Source organism: Binatus sp. (SeqCode) (assembly GCF_036522015.1).
Taxonomy (GTDB): Bacteria; Desulfobacterota; Binatia; order Binatales; family Binataceae; genus Binatus.
The window spans coordinates 1-4,358 of the sequence record NZ_DATDGQ010000238.1; the positions used below are offsets into that span (position 1 = coordinate 1).

Below are 4,358 nucleotides of genomic sequence, written 5' to 3' on the forward strand. Positions count from 1 at the left end.
CCGAAACGCAAATCCGCAGCTGCTTCGCTTGTGCGGCGTTCGGCCGCCCGAACACCGGCGCCGCCACCATCACGCTCCCGCGCGACGCGTGGTACGCGGCGAGTTCGCGGGTGGTGGCCGGCGAGACCGTGCTCATCGAGATGTGAATCCCGTCCGGCGCAAGGTGCTCGGCGAGCGCATCCTCGCCCATCACCAGCGCCTTGACCGACGCGTCATCGGCCAGCATCGAGACGACGACACCACCCGGATGCGCGACATCGCCCGCACGGTCCGCGCGATGCGCTCCCTTGGCAACCAGCGGCTCCGCCTTCGACGCGGTCCGATTGTAAACCGTCAGCTGGAATCCCGCGGCGATCAGGTTCGCCGCCATCGGCTGACCCATCGCACCCAACCCGACGAATCCAATTTTTTGTGTCATGCGATCAAGCTATCACTCGCCCCGGCTGGGGCAATGAACTTCTTATTACTGGGTGCAGGGCACCCCTGCCGAAGGAAGCGTGAAACCCACCGCGGGTTTCACATTTGATCATTCAGCGCGAGTGCGTCACCCCAATCCGCGGACACGCCGCCGCGATCTTGCATCGCGAGCACCACGGCGACGTCGGATGACAAATCGTCTGCCCGAACGCGACCAGGATTCCGTTGTACTCAAGCCAATGCCGCGCGGGCAGGACAGCGCGCAGCGCAATCTCGGTCTTGTCTGGGGTCTTGGTGCGCACAAGCCCCCATCGATTCGATATGCGATGCACATGAGTATCGACGCAGATGCCCGGCTTCGCGTAAGCCTCGGTCACGACAAGGTTGGCGGTCTTGCGCCCAACGCCCCTGAGCGTCAGCAGCGCGTCGATTTCGTCGGGCACCAATCCGCCGAATTTTTCGATCAGGTCGCGGCAAATTCCGCGGATGACGCGCGCCTTGGTCCGATAGAACCCCACCGGATAGATGAGCCGCTCGAGCGTTTTCGGCAACAGCGCGAGCATCGCGTCGGGCGTATGAGCTTTCTCAAACAACCGGCTCGACGCTGCCGCCGTTGTCGCGTCCTGCGTGCGCAAACTCAGGATGCACGAGATCAAAGTCCGGAATGGATCGCGATGCTGCACTGCGATGAAGCTCACGATCGGCGCGTTCCACGACGGCGCCTCGCGCCTCAACACCCTCAGCACCCGGCTAACGCCGCGCGCATCGATCGCCACGCGCCGCGTCGTTTCAGTTTTCGTGCGCAATACCATCAACCGGCTTATCGAGCCTGTAGCTCACGCTGCTCGTTGCGATTTGATCCGCTTGATCGCGTCGGGCCTCAGATTCTTGCGCGCCATCTTGAGATCGTAGTGCGTCTGCAGATTCAGCCAGAACTCTGGGCTGTTACCGAAATACAGACCCAACCGCAGCGCCGTATCGGCGGTTATCCGGCGACGGTTGTTGACGATCTCAGCGATCCGGTTCGGAGAAATGCCAATCGCCTTAGCGAGCCGATTTTGCGAAAGGCCAAACTCGGCCAAAAACTCCTCCTTCAGCATTTCGCCCGGAGTTACCGGCGCAAATTCATCCTTCATCGAAATTCTCCTAATGGTAGTCAACTATACGTACCTCCTGCGCGTCACCATCGTGCCATTTGAAAATAACACGCCACTGATCGTTCACTCGGATTGAGTGGAAGCCCTCCAGTTTACCCTTTAGCTTTTCGAGCCGATTTGAGGGCGGCACCTTCAGGTCCTCCAGTCGGCTGGCGGCGTTGAGCGCCTCCAACTTGCGCTTCGCACTACGAGCCACACCCTGGAGCTGACTCACGAAGCGGTCGGCGAACAATTCCCTGGTCTGCCGATCAGCGAAGGAACCAATCACAATTCGCGACAGTATACCGAATCCCGGTATACGGTCAATTGGTCTGGTTTTTCATCTGCAACCTTCCACCGCGCCTCACTTTCCTCCATCGAGTGGCTGATGGCGCGCTTACGGCCGAATTCCTTCAGCGCGTGATCGAAATCTTCAACCGCAGCCATTCATCCTTCTTCAGCTCCCAGCATGGGGGGATGAACTTTTCAGCCTGAACACTTCGGACCAGCCGTGCTATTCATACGGCATGGACTACGGTCAGGATGCCGCAACCTCGTCGAGCTCGCGAGAAATCGGGCGACACGAGCTTCCCGTGAAAACCTTTTTTGACGGAACGAAACTACCGATGGTAGAGAGTCCTCCCAAAAACCACTACATATGGTATAAGTTGCCCTTTTCACCTCTATTCAGTCACTCAGAACCGCGCTGCGCAGCCTCGACCGCAATTGCCGCGCTCTCGATGCTCGCTTTCGTTGCGCTCACCAGCTCCGCTTTTGCGGCCTCGCCGGCCGCTTCTCCGAACGTCCTGCCCGCTGAGTCGCGCGGCGTTACCCAGGCGCCGCTTCCGCAACCGATCAATTGGGACAAGGTCACGCAGGAGGCGACCGACCTGCTGTCGAAGTACATCCAGATGAACACCACCAATCCGCCCGGTAACGAGATCGCCGCGGCGCGGATGCTCAAGGAAAAATTTCTCACCGACGGCATTCCCGCCACCACCTGGGAGCCCCAGCATGGACGCGGGATCGTCGCCGCGCGGCTGCGCGGAATCGGCAAGCACAACAAGTCGATCATCCTGCTCAGCCACATGGACGTCGTGCCGGCCAATCCGAAAGAATGGGAGCAGCCGCCGTTTTCGGGCACCGTCAAGGACGGCAAAATCTGGGGACGTGGCGCGATCGACGACAAGGGCCCCGGCGTGATCGAGCTGATGGCGATGCTCGCGATCAAGCGCGCCGGCATCCTGCTCAATCGCGACGTGCTGTTTGTTGCCACCGGCGACGAGGAGGAAGGCGGCAAGAACGGCGCCGGATGGTTCGTCGATCACGAGAGCAACGTCTTCTCCGACGCCGGTTTCCTGCTCAACGAGGGCGGCGGGATTCGCGCGCTGACCGACAACAAACGCAAAGCTTACGTCGTGTCGATCACCGAGAAGACGCCGCTGTGGCTCAAGCTCACCGCCAGCGGCCCGGCCGGGCACGCCTCCGATCCACCCGCGGAGACGGCGGTCACGCGGCTGGTGCGCGCGCTGAATAAATTGAGCGAGTACAAAACGCCGATCCACGTCATCGGGCCAGTGCAGGACTATTATCATTCGATGGCCGAGCTCGATCATGGCCCCAGGCAGCAGCTCGATCTGGCCGCCGCGCTGAAGGATCCCGAGTATCAGAACAAGTTTCTTTCCGATCCGAGCCAGAACGCGCGCGTGCGCGACACCATCACGCCCACCGTGCTGTCCGCCAGCCAGAAGACCAACGTGATTTCCGAGACAGCTTACGCCGAAATAGATTGCCGGCTGCTGCCGGGCAGCGATCCCAAGACCGTCATGAGCGACATCAGGAAAGCGATCGGCGACGACACCGTCAAAATCGACGTGATCTTGAACTTTCCGCCAATCTCGTCGCCGTCGCGCTCCGCCCTGATGACCGCGATTGATTCTCTGGGCCGGATGCGCGATCAGGCCAGCGTCGTGCCGTCGCTGGTCATCGGGTTCACCGACAGCCACTACTTCCGCCAGAAAAAAATCGTCTCCTATGGTTTCATCCCGATCGAAGTTCTTCCGGCCGAGGGCAAAGGCGTTCATGGCATCAACGAACATATCGGCGTGAAGGAACTCGCCGACGGAATCCAGCGGATGGTACAGTTACTCAAGATTTTCGGAGGTCAGTAGCAGGTGTTGCGATGATACAAGCCGGCGTCGGTCATTCGACCGCGCGCAATCCACGCAGCGCCGCTGCCGAGGCGACGGCGGCCGCGCTCGCGCAGGCGGGGATCGCCCGCGCGACCGGCGCGCTGTGTTTCGCGACTCCGGCGTACGGCGCCGCGTATCCGATGATCCTGCGCACGGTGGCTTCTGAAGCAGGCACGCGCGAAGTCGCCGGATGCTCGAGCATGGGCATCATCGCCGGCGAAACCGAAATCGAAGCGGGACACGCGCTCGCCGTGCTGGTGTTTGGCGGCAACGAAGACGAAATTGGCGCAACCCGATTCTTCGTGCCCACCCTTCGCGGCCGCGCCGCGGGCGTCGCGGCTGACATTGCGTCCGCAGTGCGCTCGAAGCTCGACAAGTCGAACCTGCTGATTCTTTTTGCCGATACCTACAACTTCGAAGCCGAGGCGACGCTCGAAGCTCTCGGCAAGGAATTGCCCGGCGTCACGGTCGCCGGCGGCGGCGCGAGCGAGGATGGCTCGATCGGCGAGACGTTTGTTTTCTGCGGCGACACCATCAGCTCGAACGCGGTCTCCGGGATGCTGTTGTCGGGAGACTTCGAGCTCACCCTCGCTAATACGATCGCATGCGGCCT

At 61.2% G+C, this 4,358-nt stretch carries 7 protein-coding genes; 2 read left to right on the plus strand and 5 right to left on the minus strand.

Annotated features, from left to right (window positions below; genetic code table 11):
- The 5 genes from VIW95_RS10235 to VIW95_RS10250 form a co-directional block, all read right to left on the minus strand.
- On the minus strand, window positions 1-418 hold a 418-nt coding region (locus VIW95_RS10235), incomplete at its 3' end, for an NAD(P)-dependent oxidoreductase (RefSeq protein ID WP_331586060.1).
- 112 nt (window positions 419-530) lie between these two features.
- Window positions 531-1,223, minus strand: a complete 693-nt coding sequence (locus VIW95_RS10240) for an endonuclease III (protein ID WP_331586062.1) — start codon at window positions 1,221-1,223, stop codon at window positions 531-533.
- A gap of 30 nt (window positions 1,224-1,253) precedes the next feature.
- Window positions 1,254-1,553, minus strand: a complete 300-nt coding sequence (locus VIW95_RS10245) for a HigA family addiction module antitoxin (RefSeq protein WP_331586064.1) — start codon at window positions 1,551-1,553, stop codon at window positions 1,254-1,256.
- 10 nt (window positions 1,554-1,563) lie between these two features.
- Complete coding sequence (locus VIW95_RS17495; protein WP_349259316.1) at window positions 1,564-1,842, minus strand: type II toxin-antitoxin system RelE/ParE family toxin; 279 nt, start codon at window positions 1,840-1,842, stop codon at window positions 1,564-1,566.
- Window positions 1,839-2,000, minus strand: a complete 162-nt coding sequence (locus tag VIW95_RS10250) for a hypothetical protein (RefSeq protein WP_331586066.1) — start codon at window positions 1,998-2,000, stop codon at window positions 1,839-1,841. Before VIW95_RS10250 ends, VIW95_RS17495 begins: the two co-directional genes overlap by 4 nt.
- Before the next feature lie 293 nt (window positions 2,001-2,293).
- Here VIW95_RS10250 and VIW95_RS10255 point away from each other — a divergent pair, with 293 nt between their 5' ends.
- Both VIW95_RS10255 and VIW95_RS10260 read left to right on the plus strand, forming a co-directional pair.
- Window positions 2,294-3,724, plus strand: a complete 1,431-nt coding sequence (locus VIW95_RS10255) for a M20/M25/M40 family metallo-hydrolase (RefSeq protein WP_331586068.1) — start codon at window positions 2,294-2,296, stop codon at window positions 3,722-3,724.
- 11 nt (window positions 3,725-3,735) lie between these two features.
- The coding region (locus VIW95_RS10260; RefSeq protein WP_331586070.1) for an FIST N-terminal domain-containing protein at window positions 3,736-4,358 on the plus strand (623 nt) is incomplete at its 3' end.